At 61.2% G+C, this 23,254-nt stretch carries 17 protein-coding genes; 10 read left to right on the top strand and 7 right to left on the bottom strand.

The genetic code is table 11. The annotated features are described in order from the left end of the window. Positions 1-97 precede the first annotated feature (97 nt). Genes IPJ76_04140 through IPJ76_04130 form a run of 3 tightly spaced genes read left to right on the top strand, consistent with a single transcriptional unit; the run spans position 98 to position 7,201 of the window. Complete coding sequence (locus IPJ76_04140; GenBank protein QQR87424.1) at positions 98-4,618, top strand: PKD domain-containing protein; 4,521 nt, start codon at positions 98-100, stop codon at positions 4,616-4,618. After that, the gene (locus IPJ76_04135; GenBank protein QQR87423.1) at positions 4,615-6,210 is read left to right on the top strand and encodes a PD40 domain-containing protein; all 1,596 of its coding nucleotides are present in this window, start codon (positions 4,615-4,617) and stop codon (positions 6,208-6,210) included. Before IPJ76_04140 ends, IPJ76_04135 begins: the two co-directional genes overlap by 4 nt. Further along, the gene (locus IPJ76_04130) at positions 6,200-7,201 is read left to right on the top strand and encodes a type IX secretion system membrane protein PorP/SprF (protein ID QQR87422.1); all 1,002 of its coding nucleotides are present in this window, start codon (positions 6,200-6,202) and stop codon (positions 7,199-7,201) included. The genes IPJ76_04135 and IPJ76_04130 overlap by 11 nt, the downstream gene beginning before the upstream one ends. On the opposite strand, the gene IPJ76_04125 is transcribed toward IPJ76_04130, so the two are convergent. Further along, positions 7,202-9,082 carry an ABC-F family ATP-binding cassette domain-containing protein gene (locus IPJ76_04125; GenBank protein QQR87421.1) on the bottom strand — a complete coding sequence of 627 codons (1,881 nt, stop codon included), beginning with the start codon at positions 9,080-9,082 and terminating at the stop codon, positions 7,202-7,204. 48 nt (positions 9,083-9,130) lie between these two features. Further along, positions 9,131-9,784, bottom strand: coding sequence for an NUDIX domain-containing protein (locus IPJ76_04120; GenBank protein QQR87420.1), 654 nt, complete (start codon positions 9,782-9,784; stop codon positions 9,131-9,133). On the opposite strand from IPJ76_04120, the gene IPJ76_04115 reads away from it, so the two are divergent. From IPJ76_04115 to IPJ76_04100, 4 genes are all read left to right on the top strand, one after another. Next, entirely contained in the window at positions 9,783-10,439 is a 657-nt protein-coding gene (locus tag IPJ76_04115; protein QQR87419.1) for an orotate phosphoribosyltransferase, read from the top strand. The genes IPJ76_04120 and IPJ76_04115 overlap by 2 nt on opposite strands. 64 nt (positions 10,440-10,503) lie before the next feature. Further along, the gene (locus IPJ76_04110) at positions 10,504-10,905 is read left to right on the top strand and encodes an SRPBCC family protein (protein ID QQR87418.1); all 402 of its coding nucleotides are present in this window, start codon (positions 10,504-10,506) and stop codon (positions 10,903-10,905) included. 18 nt (positions 10,906-10,923) lie between these two features. Further along, on the top strand, positions 10,924-11,430 hold the full coding sequence (locus tag IPJ76_04105) for a gliding motility-associated C-terminal domain-containing protein (GenBank protein ID QQR87417.1): 507 nt from the start codon (positions 10,924-10,926) through the stop codon (positions 11,428-11,430). Positions 11,431-11,537: 107 nt separating this feature from the next. Further along, positions 11,538-13,400: an ATP-binding cassette domain-containing protein gene (locus IPJ76_04100; protein ID QQR87416.1), complete on the top strand. Its 1,863-nt coding sequence runs from the start codon at positions 11,538-11,540 to the stop codon at positions 13,398-13,400. A gap of 133 nt (positions 13,401-13,533) precedes the next feature. Here the strand turns inward: IPJ76_04100 and rsmG are convergent, their stop codons facing one another. From rsmG to IPJ76_04075, 5 genes are all read right to left on the bottom strand, one after another. Further along, positions 13,534-14,211 carry a 16S rRNA (guanine(527)-N(7))-methyltransferase RsmG gene (gene rsmG / locus IPJ76_04095; GenBank protein QQR87415.1) on the bottom strand — a complete coding sequence of 226 codons (678 nt, stop codon included), beginning with the start codon at positions 14,209-14,211 and terminating at the stop codon, positions 13,534-13,536. 108 nt (positions 14,212-14,319) lie between these two features. Then, positions 14,320-14,928, bottom strand: coding sequence for a sigma-70 family RNA polymerase sigma factor (locus tag IPJ76_04090; GenBank protein ID QQR87414.1), 609 nt, complete (start codon positions 14,926-14,928; stop codon positions 14,320-14,322). Then, positions 14,919-16,028 carry a glycosyltransferase gene (locus tag IPJ76_04085; GenBank protein ID QQR87413.1) on the bottom strand — a complete coding sequence of 370 codons (1,110 nt, stop codon included), beginning with the start codon at positions 16,026-16,028 and terminating at the stop codon, positions 14,919-14,921. Before IPJ76_04085 ends, IPJ76_04090 begins: the two co-directional genes overlap by 10 nt. A 107-nt stretch (positions 16,029-16,135) precedes the next feature. Continuing rightward, entirely contained in the window at positions 16,136-17,563 is a 1,428-nt protein-coding gene (locus IPJ76_04080; GenBank protein ID QQR87412.1) for a hypothetical protein, read from the bottom strand. Positions 17,564-17,657: 94 nt separating this feature from the next. Beyond that, complete coding sequence (locus IPJ76_04075) at positions 17,658-19,904, bottom strand: DUF11 domain-containing protein (GenBank protein QQR87411.1); 2,247 nt, start codon at positions 19,902-19,904, stop codon at positions 17,658-17,660. Positions 19,905-19,935: 31 nt separating this feature from the next. Here IPJ76_04075 and tgt point away from each other — a divergent pair, with 31 nt between their 5' ends. From tgt to IPJ76_04060, 3 genes are all read left to right on the top strand, one after another. Continuing rightward, positions 19,936-21,120 carry a tRNA guanosine(34) transglycosylase Tgt gene (gene tgt, locus IPJ76_04070; protein ID QQR87410.1) on the top strand — a complete coding sequence of 395 codons (1,185 nt, stop codon included), beginning with the start codon at positions 19,936-19,938 and terminating at the stop codon, positions 21,118-21,120. Between the two features lie 217 nt (positions 21,121-21,337). After that, positions 21,338-22,417, top strand: coding sequence for an LptF/LptG family permease (locus tag IPJ76_04065; GenBank protein ID QQR87409.1), 1,080 nt, complete (start codon positions 21,338-21,340; stop codon positions 22,415-22,417). A 144-nt stretch (positions 22,418-22,561) separates the two neighbouring features. Further along, on the top strand, positions 22,562-23,251 hold the full coding sequence (locus tag IPJ76_04060; GenBank protein ID QQR87408.1) for a DUF4918 family protein: 690 nt from the start codon (positions 22,562-22,564) through the stop codon (positions 23,249-23,251). Positions 23,252-23,254 lie beyond the last annotated feature (3 nt).

The following is a 23,254-nucleotide window of genomic DNA, read 5'->3' as shown; positions in this document are numbered from 1 at the left end:
CCGTCGGGGGGTTCCGTCGACATTCCGGGAGGCTCCATGGCAGGTACGTATCCCCTTGACCTGTCGGAACGTATGAGCGCCCGACCCGGACCCACCCGTGCGCTCACTACGGCAACTCCTCCTGTTCCTCACCGCCCTTTCGGGCTTGTGGGCGAGCGCGCAGTGCCCCCAGCTGTACGACTACAACGGGGTGCCCGGCACTGCGCCGTATTGGTACAGCTGTTCGGGCAACAACTACACCTTGTTGATCGCGTCACCGGCTCCCACCGGAGCCTACACCATCAATTGGGGCGACGGCAGTCCCGTTCAGAACGGCCCAGCCTTGGTACCCCCGGGCAGCATCAGCCACGTTTATACCGCCGCGGTGGACACGTTCATCGTGACCTTCACCGAGACCCTTACCGGCTGTGTAGTGCAAGGTGTGCTGGTGATGGAGGAGAGCACAAGCGCCAGTATCCAGATCCCCGTGGGCGGCCTTACGCAGATCTGTGCGCCGCAATCCATCGAGTTCATCAATAGTTCCACGAACGTTTCCCCGAACACGGTCTTCACCTGGGACTTCGGTGATGGAAGCCCGTTAGAGGTTTACGATCACACCAACCTCGGCCAGACGATCTCGCACACTTACTTGCAAGGCACGGTGAACTGCGAGACCACCGTGCGACTGGAAGCAGAGAACTACTGCAACACGTTGCAGGGAGGACCCAGCTTCGCCACGTTCAACCCCATCCGCGTATGGGACCTGGACGAAGCGGCCATTGCGCCCAGCGCAACGTTGCTGTGCTACCCTGACACGGTGGTGACCTTCCTGAACACCACCGACCGCAACTGCTTGATGCAGGGCAACATCTACCAGCGGTTCGAGTATTGGAATTTCGGCAACTACTGGGGCCAGGGACAGGACAGCATCATCGACTGGACGCCGTGGCCGCCCACGTTCCCGCGCACGATCGCTTACCCCGGTATCGGCACGTACAACGTGATGCTGCTGGACAGTAACTACTGCGGTATCGACACGGCGTACGTCACGATCAACATCGTGCCTCCGCCGGATGTCACGCTGGCCAGCTTCCCGGACACCATTTGCGCTGGCGAGACAGTGAACTTCTTCCAGACGAACAGCGGTGGCGCCAACTACTACGAGTGGAACTTCGGTGACGGCGCCGGTTGGCAGAACACCGGTGCCGGCAACCAAGCGCATACCTACATCACTGCGGGCGACTACACGGCGAGCTACGCAGCGAGCATCCAGGGAGCCACTGCAGGTTGTGCGGACACGGCAAGCGTGCCAGTAGTGGTGCTGCCCGCGCCGACATCGCTCTTCAGTGTGGACAGCACGGCCGCGTGCAACAGCCTTGTCGTGAGCTTCACCAACAACAGTCTGAACGCCGTGAGCCAGGTGTGGGACTTCGGTGATGGGACCTCCGATAACAGCCTTACGCCTCCGCCGCACACCTACGGGACGGTCGGCGACTACACCATTACGCTTACCACCACCAACGCCGACGGTTGCACGAACGCAATGAGCATCGTCGTGCATGTGTACGCTCCGCCGACGGTAGCCATCGGAGCACAGAACGTGTGCGTAGGCAACGTGGCCCAGTTCACCGACAATAGTGTAACAGCCCCCGGGAACCCGGTCATTCAATGGGCTTGGGACTTCGGCGACGGCAACACGAGCACGCTCGAGGATCCGACACACTTGTATGCGAACGCAGGCAATTACCTCGTGACATTGTCCGTGACGACACCCTACTGCGGCAATACCGGGGCGCAGATGGTGACCGTGGAGGCCAAGCCGACGGCTTTGTTCATGCCGAGCACAACGCTGGGTTGCTCCCCTTTGCCCATCACTTTCAACAATGCAAGTTCGGGTGCGGTGAACTACGCCTGGGATTTTGGTGATGGATCGGTGGACAGTTCGTTCGCGCCTACGCATACCTACTTCAATGCCGGACCCGCCGACACGACTTTCCAAGCGACGCTGATCGCCAGCACCGCTTTCGGGTGCAGCGACACGATGGTGGTTGCGATCACGGTTGCACCAGCGGCCGTGGCCCAGTTCACGCACAATGGCATGCCGGGCTGTGCGCCCTTCGATGTGGACTTTGCCAATCTCAGCACTGGTGCGAGCACGTACACCTGGGATTTCGGGGACGGAACCCCGACGAGCAATGCGACGAACCCGAGCCACCAGTACGTGAACAACACGTTCTTCCTGGCCACCAACACGGCATCGCTCATTGCCACTTCGCCAGCTGGTTGCAGCGACACCGCTTTCGCCAACATTCTTGTATACCCAACGGCCGATTTTACGTTCAGCGCGCTTCCCGACAGCGGCTGCAGTCCATTGACCGTGACCATTCCTGCGGTGGTGGGTGCGGTAGGCTACGACTGGGATTTCGGCGATGGTACGACCGGTCAAGGCGCATCGCCATCCCACACCTACCTTAATCCGAACATCACGGACACCGTGTTCACCGTGACGCTTGTGGCCTCGAATGCCTTCGGCTGCATCGACACTGCCACCAGCACGGTTACCGTGTTCGGTGCTCCGGTGGCCCAACTGCTCGTTGCCGATCCGGACGGATGCCATGCTTTCACCACTGATCTGCAGAACATGAGCTCTGGTGCGGACAGCTATAGTTGGAACTACGGTGATGGAACAACCAGTACGACCATGGCCCCAGTGCACAGCTACACGTGGTTCAACTACCTGGGGCCGGGCACGGTCTCCTACAACGTGTCGCTCACCGCGCTCCGCAACAATGGCTGCTCCAGCACAGTGAACGCAACGGTGCAGGTATTCCCGGGCGTCACTGCGGCTTTCGTGAACGACTCCATCGGTTGTTCGCCGTTCGATGCCGACTTCACGAACGTGAGCCAGGGTGCCACGGGCTACTTCTGGGACTTCGGTGATGGCAGCTTCAGCGCGTTGCCCGCACCGTCGCACACGTACATCAATCAGTCCCTTGCGGACCAGTCATGGGTGCCGACGCTGGTGGCGACGAACGGTTTTGGCTGCTCAGACACTGCTTATGGTGCGGTGACGGTACATCCGGCGCCGATCGCCCAGTTCGTGCCCAACACCTTGGCTGGTTGTGGTCCGTTGGACGTTTCGTTCGATGACCTGACCATCGGCAGTGCAAGCAACGCTTGGGACTTCGGCGACTTCACCTTCCTCACCCAAGCCCCTGGGGATGTGCAGCACACGTACAGCAACCCGGGCACCGCGCTCACCACGTACGATGTGGAGCTGGTGGCCAGCACCGTGCTCGGTTGCACCGATACCGCCACGGTGCAGGTTCAGCTGTTCCCCGACATTATCGCTGGCTTCAACACACCCGCCAGTGGCTGCGCACCCATGGCCACCAACATCACCAACACGAGCATCGGGGCCGTGAGCTACATGTGGGACATGGGCGATGGCACTGTCCTCACGGGAACAACGCCGGCCTACACCTACGTGAACAACGGCACGGCGGACCTCCAGTACACCATCACCCTCATCGCCACCAGTGCTTTCGGTTGCAGCGATACGACGAGCCAGGTGGTGACGGTGCATCCGTTACCCAATGCGGCTTTCGTTGCCACGCCGTTCACGCAGCAGTTTCCAGCGAGCACGGTAACCTTCTCGAACACGAGCGGCCCAGGCAATTGGATCTACAACTGGGACTTCGGCGACGGTATTGGAAGCGCGGACCAGTTCCCGGCGGACCATACCTATTCCACTTGGGGACAATTCAATGTCGTGCTCGTGGTGAGCAGTGCGTTCTGCAGCGACACTGCTGTCCAGATGGTGGAGATCACCCCGCCGATCCCCACCGCGTCGTTCATCGGGGGTGGCGAGGGATGCGCACCGCTGACCGTTGCGTTCACCAATACCAGCCTGCAGGGTGTCAGCTACCAGTGGAATTTCGGCGATGGCGGCACCAGCGCAGCAGAGCATCCGCTGTACACCTACAACCTGCCGGGCACCTACACGGTGACCATGACCGCGTTCGGTGTGGGTGGAACTGTGAACACCGTGACCCAGCAGAACATCGTCGTGGTGCACCCTCGGGCGCAGGCCTTCTTCACGGCGCAGCCCACGGAAGTCGTGGTGCCCAATCAGCCGGTGTTCTTCTACAACCTCAGCGGCAATGCCGAGACCTACTGGTGGGACTTGGGTGATGGCACCAACACTACGGAGACCAACCCCGTTCACTACTACACCTATCCGGACACCTTCGATGTGATGCTGGTGGCGAACAACCAGTGGAACTGCCCGGATACGTTCCTGATGGCTGCTGCTGCCATTGGAACTGCTGCTGGGGAACTCGCGTTCCCGAACGCGTTCACGCCGGGAAGCGGTGGGCCAACGGACGGCACGTACGATCCGCAGAGCTTCAACAACGACTTCTTCTTCCCGCTTTACAAAGGGGTGGAGGACTATCGTCTCCAAGTGTTCAACCGCTGGGGCGAGCTTGTTTTCGAGACCACCGATATCACCAGGGGCTGGGACGGTTTCTACCGTGGGCAGCCCGCCAAACAGGACGTCTATGCATGGAAAGCCTTCGCGCGCTTCAGTGATGGGCGTGAAGCCGTGCAGAGCGGCGATGTAACACTGATCCGATGATGAAGAAGACCGCACTGATCCTTGCAGGAACGATCCTGGCGCACGCTTCCGTGGCACAGGAAGGCTTCAAGCGAACGCAGACGCGCATGCTGGATGAAGCAGAGCTGCTCATGCAAGCCGAGGCCTTTGCGGATGCCGCGAAGATCTACCGGCGCCTGCTGCCCATTGATACCACGTTCGCCGAGGTGAGCTACAACCTTGGCATGTGCGAGTGGAGGCTACCGGGCCGATGGGCGCAGTCGGCAGGCCATTTTGCGCAAGCGGTGCGCAATGGCAGTGTCGAGGCGCACTACATGCTGGCGCTGTGCCGCCATCGTCAACAGCGTTTCGAAGAGGCGCTTGCACTCTTCGCGACCTATAAGCATCTGGAGGGGCGCTCGGTACCTGATGCCGACGTTGACCGCCACGCGGCCATGAGCATGGTGGCCCGCACGTTAACGCGCACGCCCGAGGATCAAGTGATCATCAACCTCGGGGCGACGGTGAACAGCAAGGCGCACGACTACTGCCCCTTGGTGACGGCTGACAGGTCGAAGATGTTCTTTACCAGCCGGCGCGAAGGCACCATGGGCGAAAAGCGGGACCAGAACGGCCAGTGGTACGAGGACATCTGGCGCAGCAACCGCATGAACGGCAGCTGGATGCCTGCGCAGAACATCGGTGCACCCCTGAACACCGAGGCGATGGACGCCACAGTGGGCATGAGCCCGACCGGCGATACGCTCATCATCTACCGCAGCGACGCCGACCTGAACGGTGGCGACCTGTACATGACACGCCGCACGCCCGTGGGTTGGACCGTTCCCGAACTGCTCACCGAGCACGTGAACAGCGGGGACCATGAACCCAGCGCCAGTTTGGGCCCTGGCGGAACGAGCATCTATTTCACCAGCGATCGCGAGGGTGGTCAAGGTGGCCGTGACATATGGTGCGTGAAGCGCCTGCCCAACGGTGAGTGGAGCCTACCGCTGAACCTCGGTCCGACCATCAACAGTGCGTACGATGAGGATGCACCGTTCATGCACGCGGATGGGCAGACCATGTTCTTCAGCAGCAACGGCCACGGAACGATGGGCGGCTACGACATCTTCAAGAGCGCGCTGCTGGAACCCGAGGGCAACACCTGGACGGAGCCCGAGAACATGGGCAGTCCGCTCAATACGGTGAACGACGACATCTACTTCTGCTTGAGCGACGACGGACGGACGGGCTACTTCAGCAGTGAACGGCCGGAGGGGTTCGGCGCCCAGGACATCTACGAAGTGCGGTTCCCCGAAAACCAGCTGGAGTTCGTTGCCGTGATGGGCGTGGTCACCGATCCGCTGGATGAGCCGCTCCGCGCACGGATCACGCTGGTGGACATGTCGCGGTCGGAGACCCACGGCATCTACAACACGAACGCTTCGACCGGTCGCTACTTGATGGTGGTGGAACCCGGCCGCACCTACCGCATGCTGGTGGAAAGTGATGGATGCACCGCCTACACCGGTGAGTTCAAGCCGGTGATGACGAACGGACAACGCGAACTGCTGATGGACGTGCGCATGACGCGCGCCGTGGCGCAAACGGCCCCCGCCGCGCATGGCAAGTAGGGGCGCGCTGGTGCTGCTGTTGGGGTTGTGTGTGCGTGTGTCGCATGCGCAAGACGCCCATTTCACGCAGTTCTATGCGAGCCCCACCTATTTGAGCCCCGCCTTCGCCGGTACCTCGGCGCAAACGCGCTTTGCGCTGGCTTACCGCGACCAGTGGCCATCGATCCCGGGAACGTTCACGACCGCCTTCGCAAGTTTCGACCACTACCTGCGCGAGCTGAACAGCGGCATAGGTGTGAACGTGATGCATGACCGTGCAGGCAGCGGTGCCTTGCGCTATACCGCCGTCAACGTCCAGTACGCGTATGAGATACAGTTGAAGCGCAAGGTCTTCTTGCGGCCTGCACTGCAGTTCGGCTACGTGAACCACAGTGTGGATTGGGGGCGTTTGGTGTTCGGTGACCAACTGGCGCGGGGTGGCAATGTGGGTACGTACGAGAGCCTGGAGGGACGTTCGGCGAACTGGACCGATTTCAGCAGTGGCTTGCTCTACTTCACCCCGAAGACCTGGCTCGGAATGTCATGGCACCACATGAACAGACCGAACCAATCGCTGCTGAAGAGCGAGAGCGCGGTGCCCGGGAAGTTCAGCCTGCATGGTGGACGCCGGATGAAATTGAAGACGCGGTTGATCAAGCAGAAGCACCAGTATGTCATCGCTGCGTTCAATTACCGCGCGCAGGGGAAGTACGACCAGCTCGACCTTGGGGCCTACTACGAGCGCGAGCCCTTCTTCATGGGCTTGTGGTACCGCGGGTTGCCGTTGTTCAAGGCCTATGCGCCGGGCTACGGCAACAGCGATGCGATCGCCATCGTGCTCGGCGTTTCCGTGAACGATCTACGCATCGGCTACAGCTATGATCTGACGATCAGCAAGCTGGCCAGCCGGTCCGGTGGTGCGCACGAGCTCACCTTGAGCTACGAACTGGCCGACAAGCGCAAGAAGAAGAGCATGGCCAAGCGCCGCGTGGTGCCGTGCGCCAAGTTCTGATCAGGCGTTCTCCGCCTTTTCCATCAGCATCAGCCAGCGCTCGCTCTTCGCGTCGAGTTCCTTGATGAGCGCTTCCAGCTCGGCACTGCGCTTCATCATTTCATCATGGCTGATGCCAGCTTCCGCGAACGAGGCGGTCAGCTGTTCTTTGCGTGTCTCCAGCTGCGGCATTTCCTGGTCCAGCTTCTCCAGCTCAAGTCGCTCGGCGTAGGTCATCTTCTTTGCCTTGGCCGTGGAAGTCGCAACTGCGGTTGCGGCAGCCTCGGCGGCGCGCTGCTGCGATTGCGCGGCCGAAAGCCGTGCTTTCTCCTGTTGCTTGCGGTCGCGCAGCTCGGTGTAGTTGCCAACGAACTCCTTGATGCGGCCTTCGCCCTCGAAGACCAGCAGGCGGCTGCAGATCTTGTCCATGAAGAAGCGGTCGTGGCTCACCACCAACAGGCATACGTTGAGCTCGGCCAGGAAGTCCTCCATGGCGTTGAGCGTTGGGATGTCGAGATCGTTGGTGGGCTCGTCGAGGATGAGCACGTTGGGGTTGGCCATGAGCACCGTGCAGAGGTGCAGGCGCCGTCGTTCGCCGCCGCTCAGGAGGCTGGCCCATTGCTGTTGTTGCTCCTTGGTGAAGAGGAAGCGCTCTAGCAGCTGGCTGGCCGTGATCTTGCGGCCCTTGCTCATGGGGATGATCTCGGCGATGTCGCGCACTACGTCGATCACGCGCCTGTCTTCCTTCAGTTGCAAGCCCTTCTGGTCGAAGTAGCCGAGCACCACCGTATCGCCCATGCTGGTGGTGCCGGCATCGGGCTGCTGGCGCCCGATGAGCAGGTCGATGAAGGTGCTCTTGCCGATGCCGTTGCTCCCCACGATGCCGAACCGGTCGCCGGCCTTGAACGAATGGCTGAAGCCCTTGACGATGATCTTCTCCCCGAAGCTCTTGGTGAGGTTGCGCGCTTCGATCACCTTGCCGCCGAGGCGGTTGCCGATGATCTCCAGCGACACCTCCTCCTTGTCGAACTTCCGGGTGGCTTCTTCCTTCAGGTTCTTGAACGCGTCGACGCGGCTCTTGCTCTTGGTGCCGCGTGCACGGGGCATTTTGCGGATCCACTCCAGTTCGTGGCGCATGAGGCTCCGCAGCTTGTCCTGCGTGGCATCGCGCACCTCGTCGAGCTGTGCGCGTTTCTCAACGTAGTAGCTGTAGTTGCCCTTGAAGCGGTGCAGCGACCCGCCCTCCAGTTCCACGATCTCGTCGCACACGCGGTCAAGGAAGTAACGGTCGTGTGTGACAAGGAGCAACGTCATGCCCGGCGTGTCCAGCTCGTCCTCGAGCATCTCGATCATGTCGAGATCGAGGTGGTTAGTGGGCTCGTCGAGGATGACGAGGTCTGGTTTGGTGACCAGCGTTTTGGCCAGCGCCAAGCGCTTCTGTTGTCCACCGCTGAGGGTGTTCACCGGCTGCTCCAGATCGTGCAGGCCGAAGAGGTGCAGGATGCCTTTGATGCGCGCCTCATGGTCCCATGCATGAAGTTCTTCCATGCGATCGATGGCCTTCTGCAAGTCGGGACTGTGCTTGGCCAGGGCGTGTTCGTATGCGCGGATGGCCGTGCTGATCGGATCGTTGTTGTCGAGCACTTCATCCACCAGCGTACGCGTGCCGTGCATCTGCATGTCCTGGCTGAGGTAGGCCACGCGGATGTCCTTGCGGAAGGTGATGATGCCGCTGTCCGGCTTGTCTTCACCGGCGATGCACTTGAGCAGGGTGCTCTTGCCGGCACCGTTCCGCGCGAGCAGGCCCATGCGCTGGCCGCGCTCCAAGCCGAAGCTCACGTCCTCGAACAGTTGGCGCGGACCGAAGCGCTTGCTGACACGTTCGACGGAGAGGTAGTTCATGCGGCCGGTGAAAAAGGCGCGCGAATGTAGATCAGTGCCGGAGGGGGCTCAGCGCGCCGTGTGCCACGCCTCGATGACCTCGTGCAGCGTGGGGTAGAATCCTTCACGGCTGGCGTCCAGTTCGGCGGCGCTCATCCAACGCACTTCGGTGATGTCCTCCTCTTCCTGGGCGATGAGCTTTTCCCCGGAAGTGGAACGCATCAGGAACCAATCGGTGCGCTTGAGGAACTGCTTGCCCTTGTGGTCGTACGTGTGCCAGGTACTGCACAGTAGTCCGTGACCTGTCGCGTTGAACACCGGGTCGATGCGCACAGACTTCAACCCGCATTCTTCCATCACCTCGCGCACTGCGGCCACGGGGATCGCTTCACCCTCGTCCACCTTGCCTTTGGGCAGGTCCCACATGTTACGGCGGTGCATCACCAGCAGTCGGTTGTTCTCATCGGTGACTGCACCGCCTGCGGCTTGCACGAAGGTGAAGCGTGACCGGTACCAGGTCCACAGTTCGTCAAGTGAGGGTGAATGCAGAACAACATTGCTCGTGGACGACATCCCAATGCCGTGGAGCGCCGCCTGCAGGTCTGCCTCGTTCTTCACGGACACGACGAGCGCATCCTCATTGTCCACATCCATCACCCGGTGGCCTGAAGCCACCAACTCCAACCTGCGCCCTCCTGACCAAACCACATACTTTCGCTGCATGGATGCACGTCTTGATCCCGCGTTGAAAGTAGCCGAGTTCCTGCTGCAGATCAAAGCGGTGAAGTTGAGCCCGAATAAACCGTTCACTTGGGCCAGTGGTTGGAAGAGCCCGATCTACTGCGACAACCGAAAGACGCTTTCGTACCCCGCCGTGCGCACCTACATCCGGCAGCAGTTCGTGCAGGCCATCGAGCACGAGTTCGGTCGTCCGGACATGATCGCCGGTGTTGCGACGGGCGGTATCGCGCATGGTGCACTTGTAGCGCACGACATGGGACTACCTTTCGTGTACGTGCGCAGCAGCGCGAAGGAGCACGGCATGAAGAACCAGGTGGAGGGCGACATCGGCACCGGCCGCAACGTGGTGGTGGTGGAGGATCTGGTGAGCACCGGCAAGAGCAGCTTGATGGCGGCCGCGGCGTTGCGAGAGGAAGGCATTGAGGTCAAAGGCATGGTGAGCATCTTCACCTACGGGTTCGATGAAGCACGTGAGGCCTTCGACACGGCCAAGGTGAAGCTGTTCTCGCTCACCAACTACAGCATCCTGCTGGATCAAGCGCTTCACAGCGGCTACATCACCGAGAAGGACCTGCTGCCGTTGAACGAATGGCGCAAGAGCCCGGCGACATGGGGAAAAGTGAAGGCTGAAAGCTGAAACGCCTGATCCCAGCCACCGCTCTCCTTTTTCATCTTTCAACGTTCCTATTTCCAGTTTTCCCATGACCCGCATCGAGAGCAAGCAAGTGGAGATCGCGAAGCCCGCGGCCGACCTCTACAACTTCCTGCAGGACATGAACAACTTCAAGCAGTTGTTGCCGCAGGACAAGATCAGCGATTGGCAGAGCGACGGGAAGTCGTGCTCGTTCAAAGTGGCGGGTGCGGCGACCATCGGCTTGATGCTCGACGGCGGCACAGCCCCGAACCATGTGCGCTTGAAGGCCACGGACCGCAGCCCGTTCCCGTTCACCCTGGATGTGCACCTGAACGAGGAGGGCGGCCTCACCAAGCTGGGACAAGTCTTCGAGGCGGACCTGAACACCTTCCTGAAAATGATGGTGGAGAAGCCGCTCACGAACCTCTTCAACCACATCGCCGACAAGATGAAGGCGGTGCACGGGTAGGGAGCCTACATTCGTTCCATGCGGCTGGTCCTTGTCATGGTCCTCAATGGTGCTGTTGGCCTTACGGCATGCAAGAAGGAGAAGGCGGCCAGGATCGACCTGGAGCCAGCGTTCCTGTACTGTGATGACACTATCAACGTGAACGTGCCCAACCTTTTCACACCGACCGGCGACGGGATCAATGACGTGTTCTACCCGTTCGTCTACAATGGCACGATCACCTACTTCGAGATAACGACCTCTGGTGGCGGTTCCGTGATGGAGACCGACGTTTTCAATCCTGTTTGGGATGGCAGGACCGGTCTTCCAGAGGACCAGCGTCGGTTCTCCGGCCGCTATTTCTACCACTTGATAGCGGAACTGGACAACGGGACCACGATCAATGTCACACGTTCGTTCTACATGGTGCTGGACCACGAGCGCCCTTGCTTCAGCACGGATGTTGTGCCCGTCTTCGGCGATCAGTTCGACCCGCGTTTGTGCGGGATCTCTTACGCGACCAACGACTTGGTCTGCGTGCAGTAGATGCCGCTGGATCGCTTCGGGCCCTACGCGGCCCTTGCGATGATGGGATCCACGAACGGTAGTGCACCACCGTAGCGTCGGATAGCTTCGCGCCCCGATCAACCACCATGGCACGCGGCCGCTTCAAGGACCACGACGCCCCTAAGGCGAAACTGAACAAGACGACCCTGCGCAAGGCCGCGCGGATCTTCCGCTACATGCGGCCCTACCGTGGGCACTTCGCGCTGGGCTTCGTGTTCCTCGTCATCACCAGCTTGCTCAGTTTGGTGTTCCCTGTGCTGTTGGGCAAGCTCATGGACGCCAAGCCGGTGACCGCAGGCTTCATGGACAGCACGCTGCTCGACCTTACCGACACCTCGTCGGTGGCCAAGCTGCTGGGCCTGTCGTTCATCCTGCAAGCGTTGTTCGGCTTCGGGCGCATCTACCTCTTCGGTTATGTGAGCGAACACGCGCTGACGCAGCTGCGCAAGGACACCTACAGCCATTTGTTGCGGCTGCCCATGACCTTCTTCGCGCAGCGCAGGGTGGGGGAGTTGAACAGCCGCATCAGTGCTGACGTGGCACTGCTCCAGGACCTGTTCACCACGGTGACGGCTGAGCTGGTGCGGCAGACCATCATCATCGTGCTGGGCATGATCCTGCTGTTCGTGCTCAGTCGTGAACTCATGTACACCATGCTCGCAGTGATTCCGGTGGTAGCGGTGGTGGCCATGCTTTTCGGGCGGTTCATCCAAAAACTCGGCAAACAGGTACAGGACAGCATTGCCGACAGTGGCACCATCGTGGACGAGACCTTGCAAGGCATCCAGAACGTGAAGGCTTTCGCGAACGAGGCGTGGGAAGTGGTCCGCTACGGCAAGAGCGTGGAGGCTGCGCGCGGTATGGCATTGAAAGGCGCCCGCTGGCGTGGGGCCTTCGTGTCGTTCATCATCCTGTGCATGTTCGGTGCGGTGGTTCTGGTGGTGTACAAGGCTGTTTTGTTGAAGAAGGCCGGTACGCTCGACCCCGGACAGATCATCACGTTCATCATGGTCACCGTCTTCATCGCCGCTGGTTTCGCGAGCATCCCCGAGATGTTCGGCACGGTGCTGAAAGCGATCGGTGCCACTGAGCGCCTGCTCGACATCCAAGAAGAGAAGCCAGAACCGGTGAGCTTGGATAAGTCGCACGCGCCACTTTCGTTGAAGGGCCGGATCGCTTTCGAGCACGTCGGCTTCCGGTATGCCACGCGCGAGGACATGCCAGTGCTGCGGGACGTGTCGTTCGTGGCCGAGCCGGGCGAACGCGTGGCGCTAGTGGGCCCGAGCGGGGCGGGCAAAAGCACCATCGCATCGCTGCTGTTGCGCTTCTACACGCCGAACGAAGGCTGCATCCGCATCGACGACAAGGATGCGCAGGACTACCCGCTGAGCGCCTTGCGCGATCGCATGTCCATCGTGCCGCAGGAGGTGCTCTTGTTCGGTGGCAGCATCCGCGAGAACATCGCCTACGGCAAGCCCGGCGCCACCGATGCCGAGGTAGAGGCAGCCGCGCGCAAGGCCAACGCGCACGAGTTCATCGAGCGATTTCCAGAGCGCTACAACACCATCGTCGGCGAGCGCGGCATCCAACTGAGCGGGGGTCAGCGCCAGCGCATCGCCATTGCGCGTGCGGTGCTGAAGGACCCTGCCATCCTCGTCCTCGACGAGGCCACCAGTTCACTGGACACCGCCGGCGAAAAGCTGGTGCAGGATGCCTTGGACGAACTGATGAAGGGCCGCACGAGCATCGTCATCGCGCACCGCCTGAGCACCGTGCGCAATGCCGACCGCATCCTGGTCCTCGACAAAGGCAGCATTGCCAGCAGCGGCACGCACGATGAGCTCATCGCCGACACGGGCGGGTTGTACTACAACCTGAGCCGCACGCAGATGAGCGATCGACCGCACCCTGCCCTCTCCGAAGGAGAGGGTCAGAGCGCGCTGGGCTAGTCTATCGCTCGCTGCGAGCGCTACAGTTCCTGCCGAGGTGCATGGCGGTAGTCGCTTGCACGCATTCCTCCCTCTCCTTCGGAGATTGCAGGGGTGAGGTTCGAGCATTGCCGTGTGACGGCAGTCTGTAGCGCTACAGCGCGACTTCCACCACCTTTTTCGTGGCGAAGAACTCCTCCTGGAAAACGGACGCCAGTTCGTGCACGCGCACGGGCTGCTTCACCGGCAGGATCTCGTCGGCCAACTCGCCGCCCTTCAAATAGAGGATGCGGCTCCCCTCTCCTTTGGAGAGGGGTTGGGGGTGAGGCACGAGATGCTTCGTAGCCCTGATGAACTCGGGCAGCGTGGTCACTGCACGGCTCACGATCACGTCGTACTTCTGGCGGTGGTCCTCGCTGCGCACCTGCTCGGCGGTGGCGTTGGTGAGGCCCAATCCTTCAATGACGCCCTTCACCGCAGCGATCTTCTTTCCGATGCCGTCTATCATGTGGAAGGTGCACTGCGGGTAGAGGATGGCCAGCGGCACGCCGGGGAAGCCGCCGCCGGTGCCGACGTCGATGAACTTCAAGTCGCTTCTCGACTGCGCTCGAAGTGACAAACCCTTCAACGCCGAGCGATCCTGCGTTGCCCCTTCCAACGCCATCGCCACGCCCAGCGAGTGCAGCACATGCCGCTCGTAGAGGTGCACGATATCGTTGCGTGAGATGAGGTTCACGCGGGCGTTCCACTCGTTGTAAAGCGGGCCCAATGCCGCGAACTGCTCGCGCTGCTGGGCGGACAGGTCAGGGAAGTAGTGGAGCAGGCGTTCCATTCCAAGTGTCAAAGCCCAAGTGACAAGTGTCAAAATTCAAGAACCGACAGGTAGCACTTACTTGGACCTTGTCACTTGAGCCTTGGACCTTGACACTTGCTTTTCCCCTCAGATAGTATCCCTCCGCGCCCCCAGCACGTTCATCATGAACTCGCGTGCGCGGAAGAGCTGCGCTTTCACGGTGCCCAGCGGCAGGTCCAGTTCCTCGGCGATCTCCTCGTAGCTGTACTCCTTGTAGTACCTCAGCTCGATGAGGGTGCGGTAGCGCGGCTTCAGCTTGTCCACCACTTCGCGCATCACCTCGGCCTTCTGGTCCTTGATCACCACGTCCACCGGATCGGGGCCGTGGCCGCGCAGCTCTATGGTCATCTCATCGCCGTCCTCCGTGCCGAAGGGCTGGTCGATGGAGAGCATCTTCTTCTTCTGCTTGCGGATCCAGTCGATGCAGTTGTTCGACGCGATCTTGAAGAGCCAGGTGCTGAAGGCGTAGTTCGGCGTGTACTGGTGCAGCCGATTGAAGGCCTTACCGAACGCCTCGATGGTAAGATCCTCCGCGTCGTCCTTGTTGTTGATCATCTTCAACAACATGAAGTAGATGGAGTCGCGGTAGCGGCTCATCAGTTCGGCGTAGGCCTTCTGGTCTTTCTTGTCCACGGCGCGGCGCACGAGCACCAGGTCGTACCGGGCCTTGTCACTGAGGTTCTCGCTTACTTCCATCGGCGTGGTTTGATGATGAGCGTGCTGGTGTACAGCAGCGGGTCCAGTAGTAGGAACAGCCATTCGAGCGGCAGTGTTAGTACGATGAGGAGGGCACCGGCCTTCAGGCGGTGCAGGGCCAACGCTACGACGGGGTAGAAGAGCAGCAGCTCCACGCCCAGCGCGGCCAGGGCCCACCACCACTGGCCCATTACGCACAGCGCCACCACGCAGGCCCAGAAGAGCAGGCGCGCGGCGGGCAGCAGCAGCAGCAGCAGTTGGTGGCCGAAGCGGTAGTACTGCGCCGTGGTGAAGTGACGGCGTTTGCGGCGGATCCACGTTGCCATGTCGGCGGTGGCGGCGGTGGTCATGAAGGCGCGCTGGTCGGCCATCACGGTGGTGTTCTTCACGCGGGCCACTTCGTTGATGAAGAGGTCATCGTCGCCGCTCATGATGTGGGCGTGGCGGCGCGGGCCGCGGGCGCTGAAAAAGAGCTCCTGCGTGTAGCCGAGGTTGCGGCCCACGCCCATGTACGGCAGCCCCGCCAGCGCGAAGCTGATGTACTGCATGGCCTTGGTGGTGCCGTCGTAGCGCTCCAGCACGTTGGTGAGGCCGCCCGTGTGCGCGTATGGGCTGTGGCCGATGATGATCTGCCGGCCGTCCTTGAAGCCCGCGCACATGAGCGAGAGCCATTGGCGGCTGGCGGGCACGCAATCGGCATCGGTGAGGACGATGTGCGGGTGCTTGGCGGCACGGATGCCCACGCCCAGGGCGATCTTCTTGCCGTAGCTGAACTTCTCGTCGGCCTGTATGTTCACCACGCGCAGGCGCTCGTATTTCGGCTTCAGCCAGTTGAGCACCTCCAGGGTGTCGTCGTCGCTGCGGTCGTTCACGATCACCACCTCGAACTCGTCGTGCTCCTGCTCCATGAGCATGTCGATGAGCCCTTGCAGGTTGCGGGCCTCGTTGCGGGCGCAGATCACCACGCTCACCGGGCGTGTGCGGTCGGGGGCGGGCCACTTGGTGCGGAAGGCCAGGCGGCTGAAGATGGCGGCATGGAAGAAGAGGAGCACCACAACGGCACCCACGAGGATCCACAGGACGATAGGCAGCAGGGACATGCACAACGCCGCACCAACTACGGCGGCTTTGCGGCGAAGCTACCGGGGGGCCTTGCGCGGGGCCGGTGCAGGCAGGGCAGTTATGAACAGCGGGGGTGGGGTGGGGATTACTCTTTAACGAGCTTTCCACCCGACAACCAGTGTGGCCCATTCGTGAGGTGCAGATAGTAGGTCCCATCAGTCAGATGTTCGAGCCTGACTTCCACGGTCTTCTGGTTAAGGGCATACTGCGAGTGCAGTCGGCGGCCTAAACCATCTGTGAGTGTTAGTTGCAAGGCTCCATAATTGATGCCTGACGGTAGTCGCACGGTGACCAGTGCGTGATCGGTCACTGGATTCGGTGCAATGATCAATGCGCTGCCCAGATCTGTGCGCTGGTCCTGTATCCCATCGATCACATCGCAGCCGGGAACCAAACAACCCACGCTATCGGTACGCACCACCCACGGCCGGTCGTCCCCTGTTAGCGGGTCCGTGGCTTGGCCCACCAGAACGAACCCACCGTCGGGGTCTTGCTGCATGTCAAGGAAGGCATTGTTGGCCATTGTATCCGTCGCGTAGGTGCGCTCCCACAGCAGCGCGCCGCTCGTGTCGGCACACATCAACTGGCCCCGGTAGTAAGCGTTCATGATGCTCTTGCCGGCTGCCAGCACGCGGCCATCGTCGGTGATGACCGGCTTGGTTAACAACCAGCTGGAGCCGACGGTCGGCACCACGCAGTACCACAGCGGAACACCAGCGCTGTTCAACTGCACCAAGGTGCTGCGCGCGAACAGCACGTTCGGCCAGCGGTAGCCTCCAGCCACGTAGTAGTTCGTGTCGGGTGCTTGCGCAATGAAACCGCCGAGCTCGTACCAGTCATCGCCGATGCTGCGCTCCCACTGGATGTTGCCTTGGGCGTCGGACTTCACCACGTGCATGTTCCAATCCGCCCCGGATAGTACACGTATGCCAGCCACGGCGAAACCACCCTCAAAGGTCGTAATGCCGTTGCCGCAAGTCTCGTTCGTGGGGCTCAGAAAGCGGTACGACGCCAGAAGCTGCAGTTGTTGCGAAAAGCGTTGGATGCCCAAGTCCCAAGCAGGCCCCGCTTCCCCGAAAACCAAGATGGTCGAGTCCGGGGCAACCGTCAGGTTGATGGCATGCCAGCTCCAGGCATCATTCGAGTATCCGGCACGGATGCTGTCCAGCGTTGGCGAAAAGTGCGCAACGGTGACGTCATTGCCCGCATTGGACATGCTGCCTGCAAGCAGCAACCCGCCATCGGGTGCGGGCACCAGCGTGCTGGTACGACCCGGCGTCCAATACCATGGATATGCAGTGGTCTGCAAGGTGTCACCCTGCGCATCGAGGCGCATCAGCAATGGGCCTTGGTACGGGGCCCAAGCACCAGCCACAACGATCTCTGTATCCGCTCGCAGCACAAGGCCGTTAAGGCCCAGCCCGGTGCCGTACGTGCGCGACCACTGCGCCACTCCCGCATGCCCCGCCATGAATACCAGACCGAAAGCGATGTTGCGGAGTTGTTTGCACATGATGCCAAGTCTAGCAGGGGAGGCGCGTTGGATCTCTTCGAGCGTGGTGCCGTTCTATACACGTCCGAAGATCCGCAAGCGCTCATTCACATCCTCACCTCTTCACGAAACGCCCCACCATCCCTTCCCCCACCCGCACGGTGTAGCTCCCTGCCCGCAACGTCTCCACGTCCAATAGCAATCGTGTGCCGCTCATGGTGGCCCTCAGCACCGTGCGACCGGTCACGTCCATCACATGCACGGCGGCGCGGTCGGCGGGTTCGTCCAGCCGTACGGTAAGCACATCGCTCGTGGGGTTGGGGCTCAGGTGCAAGCCGTTGTGAGGCACTTCGGCCACGGCCACGTTGTTGTCCACGGTGAAGACGGCCGCGTTTGTGATGACAGGCTCGTTGAAGTCGAAGTAGATGTTGGCGATGTTGCTCACGGCATCGCCCAGCATCAGGGTGCTCACCGGCTTCATGCTGGACTTGAAGAAGCCGTGGCTCCCGGGCTCGTTGGCGTTGCTGTCGGGCAGCATGATGTTGTCGAACACCACGTGCAGCACACCATCGGCGATGTGCCACGTGTGCGCATGGCTGGCAGCTATCTCTTGCATCGTGTTCCATTGCAGGTCGGTGCTCAGGGTATCGGTTAGCACCACGCGCGTAGCCGGCCAGGTGCCGGTGTTCTGGAAGCGGATGGTGTAGGTGAGGCGCTCCTCTGCCGCGACTTGGGCAGGCGTGAGGGCGGTCGGGGAGACGGCCTTGTCGTTGGGGTCGTAGCTGCCGACGACATCGGTGACGGAAGAACTGCTGTTGTTCGATGGTGTTTCGTCGGTTGGCGATGGGTCGACAACAGCTGTGTGCGAAACCACCGTGCTCAGCAGGGTGCCGACCGGGGTGTAGAGCAGCAGATCAATGGCCCGTTGCTCGCCGATCTGCAATTGCGTGAAGTTCCACGTGATCACATTGACGTTCACGTTGTCGGGTGAAGGTGTGCTGCTGGAGAAGGCAAGCAGGGCATCGTGGATCAAGGTGACGGAACCGTTCTCCACCTGTGTGCCTGCGTTGATGTAGCTGATCCTCGCCTGGCTGTAGAACCCTGGCACGGGCGGGGTGAGCAGGGTGAGGTCAACCACCAGGTCCTGGATGTTCGGCTGCAGGGTGATGGCGAAGTGGTTCAACGAGTCCACTTCCGCCACTCCGATGAACGTTGCTGTATGTGTTGCAGGCGCGATGTTGCTGACGTATGCGGTGTTCGGGATGCAACTGATGGCATGGGAGCCGATGGGCAGCGTAACGGAGTAGGTGCCATCGGTGGCAGGGCCTGCTACCGTACCGCTTGTGGCCAGGCTTGCTTGCGTGTACGGCAACTCACCACTGTCGCACAGCCCATTGCCATTACTGTCCAGAAAGACACTCCCAATGGCCACGGGTGCCCCCGGCGGGCAATTGGAGTTCACAAGCGTGCAGAGCCAGGAATTGCCCACGCCGACCTGGAATCCTCCAAGGAAAACCTGAACGTTCGGTGGAATGTTCGGCAGGCAGTAATTGAAATCCCAGCCGGCATTCAGTTCAAGCAAACTGTTCGGAAGCGCGGATAGGCAGACCACATTCGGAAGGTCCATGAGCGTGAGTTCCTCCAGCCCTTGAGGCCAAGCAGGCAATTGAGCCACCGGAAGGTTCCTGAATGCGATCACAAGCCCGTTGTCGGTCGGTTGGAACGAAGGTACTTGGGCCAGTGCGGGCAATCCATCCAATTCTATCGCGGTGGTGTTCACCGGCCAATTCGGGATAACTGTAAGGAGCGCGAGGTTCCGGAGCGACAGTTCATCAAGGCCGCTAGGGAGGGTGGGCAAGACCGCGAGTTGATCGCAGCCTTCAAGGTGCAACGCAGTCAAGGTCGGCGCGAGCGGAGGAAGCCCCGCCATTCCATCGATATCGATCATCGCGAAAGTTTCCAACGGTGCTGGCCACGCAGGCAACACGTTAATGGACAGTTCTCGCAAGTGCACGTGGTGCAATGAGGAGGGTAACACTGGCAACGTCACGACCGGCATCGTGCCGGGCTCACCGTCAATAGCCAACGAATAGAGCGCAACAAGTCCTTCCAGCCCCGTGAGGTCCGCAGGGGTCCAATCGATCAGCAAGGGGTTCACGCCTTGGGCGTTTCCTAACACCACGGCCGTCTGCACTGCGAAGCTCTGTGTATCGATGTAGCCGTTGGCATCAACGAGCCCGGCAACGCGGTTGTTCAGCGCCGCGCGGAAGTTGATGTCCGGCACAAACACCAACTGCGCGGAGGCGTTGTGCACGAGTCCGGCGCACAGCACCCCGAACAGGAAGAGAAAGTTCCTCAGCATGGCGGACGATTGAGGCCATGAAGCTAACCCGATGGCCGGAGCATCAACCCCCGTTGCATCTTCGCCGCCCGTGTCCCGCTTCACCCTCCAACACACCGACCCGCAGAGCAAGGCCCGCGTGGGCGAGCTGCGCACCGACCACGGCGTCATACCAACACCTGTCTTCATGCCGGTAGGCACGCTAGGCGCCGTGAAGACCGTGCACCCGCGCGACCTGCGTGAGGACCTCGATGCGCAGATCTGCCTCGGCAATACCTACCACCTCTACCTGCGGCCCGGTACGCAAGTCATGGAGCATGCTGGCGGTCTGCACAAGTTCAGCGGCTGGGACCGTGCCATCCTCACCGACAGCGGCGGCTTCCAGGTGCACTCGCTCAGCGACATCCGCAAGATCACCGAGGAAGGGGTGAAGTTCCAGAGCCACATCGACGGCAGCAGCCACCTCTTCACCCCGGAAGGTGTCATGGACATCCAGCGCACCATCGGAGCCGACATCGTGATGGCCTTCGACGAGTGCACGCCATGGCCCTGCGAGCTGCCCTACGCCGAGAAAAGCATGCACCTGACGCACCGCTGGTTGCAGCGCTGCATTGCGCGGTTCGACAGCACCGTGCCCATGTACGGCCACCATCAGATGCTCTTCCCCATCGTGCAGGGCAGCACCTTTCCCGCATTGCGCAAGCAGAGCGCCGAGTTCGTGGCGCAGCAGGGCCGGGAGGGCAATGCCATCGGCGGCCTCAGCGTGGGTGAGCCCGAGGAGGAGATGTACGCCATGGCCGAGCTCTGTTGCGACATCCTGCCGAAGGACCGGCCGCGCTACCTCATGGGCGTGGGCACGCCGTGGAACCTGCTGGAGAACATCGCGATCGGCATCGACATGTTCGATTGTGTGATGCCCACCCGCAACGGACGCAACGGCATGCTCTTCACCCGCAACGGCATCCTCAACATCAAGAACCAGCAATGGGCCGATGACCACGGTCCGCTCGACACGGCAGGCAATACCTGGGTGGACACCGCGTACACCAAGGCCTTCGTGCGCCACCTCTTCCAAAGCGGCGAATTGCTCGGCCCGCAGATCGCCAGCCTGCACAACCTCGGTTTCTATCTGGACCTGATGCGCGAAGCCCGCACCCGCATCCTCGATGGCTCGTTCATGTCGTGGAAGGCACAGCTCTTGCCCGTGCTGAAGCAACGTATGAACTCAGGCTCGTAGCCATTAGCCTCTGGCCGTGGGCTCCGTCGCGCGTCGACCAAGGTCAGCGCTCTTGGCCAGCGGCTCGCAGTTTGTACTTGGGACTTGAAACTTGAGACTTGTGACATATGTCTTCCCCTCCCCCTTGAACCTTGTCACTTGACACTTGGGCTTTGTCACTTGGAACCGTTCATTCCTCGTCAGTGCGAGCGCAGCGAAGCACCATCTTCGTCCCTCCGTGTTCACCTCCCTCGACAGGTACATCATCCGGAACTTCCTCGGGACGTTCTTCTTCATCCTCGCCGTCATCATGGCCATTGCCGTGGTGTTCGACGTGAGCGAGAAGACCGAGGACTTCAGCGAGATGACCGCGACGTTCGGCGAGATCGTCAGCCAGTACTACGTCAACTTCATCATCTACTACGCCAACCTCTTCAGCGGGCTGCTCATCTTCATTGCGGTGGTGCTGTGCACGAGCCGCTTGGCGCACCGCAGCGAGGTCATCGCCATGCTTAGCGGCGGCGTCAGCTACAACCGTTTCCTGCGGCCTTACATGGTCAGCGGCACCTTCCTCACCATCGTGGCGCTGGTCGTCAACCACACGTTGCTGCCCGATGCGAACAAGGTGCGCCTCGCCTTCGAGGAGGAGCACATCCGCGCCACCTTCTTCATCGACGAGAGCAACATCCACCGCGAGATCACCCCCGGCAGCATCGCCTACTTCGAGACCTTCGATGCGCAGGCCAAGCGCGGCTTCCATTTCAGCCTGGAGCAGTGGGACGGCAACGCCCTTCGCTGGAAGCTCTTCGCCGACCGCGCCACGTACGACACGCTCACCGGCCACTGGAAAGTCGAGGACTACTACATCCGCACCATCGAGGGCGGCAAGGAGAGCATCACGCGGGGTGCCATGCTCGATACCGCGCTCGCACTGGTTCCGAGCGATGTGGGCCAACGCCCCGGCAACGCCGCCGCCATGCGCACGCCGCAGCTGGCGGAGTTCATCGCTGCTGAGCGCGCCCGCGGAGGCGGCGACACGGCCTTCTTCGAAGTGGAGATGCACCAGCGCACCAGCTATCCCTTCGCCACGTACGTCTTCATCCTCATCGGCGTGGGGCTCGCCAGCCGCAAGGTGCGCGGCGGCACGGGCTTGCACATCGCATTGGGCATCGTGCTGGCCGTGCTCTACATCTTCGCCATGAAGATGACCACCGTGGCCGCCACCAACGCCGGCATGGCACCCGTTATCGCCGTGTGGATACCCAACACCATCTTCCTGCTGCTGGGCATCTACATCCACCGCACCGCGCCGAAGTAGTTCGAATTCATCAGCGGATGAAGAGGATGATGATGATATGGACGACCTGACCGAACTCTATGGTCGTCCGCGCGTTTATCATCCGTATCATCCTCATCCGTGGTTGCATTCATCTGCGGTGCCTGACTTCATGATCTTTGTCCAATGCTCGCTCACCGCCTGCTGCCGCTCGTCCTAAACGCCTCGCTCAGCGGCGTGCGCTTGCCCAAGGACATCGGCGTCCTGGACCCGATGAACGGCGAGCATGCCACCGAAGTGCGCCGCATCGTCCGCGACTTCCACACCAGCCTCTTCGCCGATGACGATCCGCGCTTACTGATGCTCGGCATCAACCCCGGCCGGTTGGGTGCGGGCAGCACCGGCCTTTGCTTCACCGATACCAAGCGCTGCGAAAGCGACCTTGGCATCACCGTCAACGGCATCCGCACCCACGAGCCCAGCAGCGATTTCTTCTACCGCGCGGTGCGCGCTGCCGGTGGGGCGCAGGTCTTCTACCGCCGCGTGTACGTCAGCGCCATCTGCCCGCTCGGCTTCGTGAAGGACGGTCCCAAGGGAACGCCCATCAACCTCAACTACTACGACGACCCCGCGCTGATGAAGGCCATCCGTCCTTTCGCCGCGCAATGGATCCGCAATGTGGTGGACGCGGGCATGCGCACGGACAAGGTGCTGTGCATCGGCACGGGCAAGAACCTCAAGTTCCTCGAAGAGCTCAACGCTGAGCACCGCTTCTTCCAACGCATCGTGCCGCTGGAGCACCCGCGCTTCATCATGCAGTACAAGGCGAAGAGCGTGGAGGAGTATGTGCGGAAGTATGCGGAGGCGGTGGAGTGATGG

This window comes from Flavobacteriales bacterium (assembly GCA_016699575.1).
Lineage (GTDB): Bacteria > Bacteroidota > Bacteroidia > Flavobacteriales_F > PHOS-HE28 > PHOS-HE28.
The sequence above is the reverse complement of the archived record's forward strand: the minus strand, read 5'-3'. Positions and strand labels throughout refer to the sequence as shown.